The organism is Iodobacter arcticus (assembly GCF_042664895.1).
Lineage (GTDB): Bacteria > Pseudomonadota > Gammaproteobacteria > Burkholderiales > Chitinibacteraceae > Iodobacter > Iodobacter arcticus.
Map to the genome: position 1 here is coordinate 1 of NZ_JBHTBQ010000020.1, position 1,099 is coordinate 1,099.

The window sequence follows — 1,099 nt, forward strand, 5'->3', positions numbered from 1 at the left end:
TGGTTGGTACTAAGCATGCGACAAGTAGGGCGGGACACGAGAAATCCTGTTTGAAGATGGGGGGACCATCCTCCAAGGCTAAATACTCATCATCGACCGATAGTGAACCAGTACCGTGAGGGAAAGGCGAAAAGAACCCCGGGAGGGGAGTGAAATAGAACCTGAAACCGGATGCATACAAACAGTGGGAGCCCTTGAAAAATGGGGTGACTGCGTACCTTTTGTATAATGGGTCAGCGACTTACGTTCAGTAGCAAGCTTAACCGAGTAGGGGAGGCGTAGGGAAACCGAGTCCGAATAGGGCGCATAGTTGCTGGGCGTAGACCCGAAACCAAGTGATCTATCCATGGCCAGGATGAAGCTGCGGTAAAACGCAGTGGAGGTCCGAACCCACTAATGTTGCAAAATTAGGGGATGAGCTGTGGATAGGGGTGAAAGGCTAAACAAACTTGGAAATAGCTGGTTCTCCTCGAAAACTATTTAGGTAGTGCCTCATGTATCACTGACGGGGGTAAAGCACTGTTATGGCTAGGGGGTCATCGCGACTTACCAAACCATGGCAAACTCTGAATACCGTCAAGTGCGAGCATGGGAGACAGACTGTGGGTGCTAACGTCCATGGTCAAGAGGGAAACAACCCAGATCGCCGTCTAAGGTCCCAAATAATCAGTTAAGTGGAAAACGAGGTGGGAAGGCATAGACAGCCAGGATGTTGGCTTAGAAGCAGCCATCATTTAAAGAAAGCGTAATAGCTCACTGGTCGAGTCGTCCTGCGCGGAAGATGTAACGGGGCTCAAACTGATAACCGAAGACGCGAATATGCACGAAGTGCATATGGTAGAGGAGCGTTCCGTAGGCCTGCGAAGGTGTCTTGAGAAGGATGCTGGAGGTATCGGAAGTGCGAATGCTGACATGAGTAGCGATAATGCGGGTGAAAAGCCCGCACACCGAAAACCCAAGGTTTCCTGCGCAACGTTCATCGGCGCAGGGTGAGTCGGCCCCTAAGGCGAGGCAGAAATGCGTAGTCGATGGACAACGGGTTAATATTCCCGTACCGATATAAAGTGCGATGGGGGGACGGAGAAAGGTAGGTCAGCCA

Annotated in this window: 1 rRNA gene; it reads left to right on the forward strand. The window is 51.3% G+C overall.

Annotated features, from left to right (window positions below):
- A 23S ribosomal RNA gene (locus tag ACFQNF_RS12305) occupies positions 1 to 1,099 on the forward strand; the annotation flags it as partial.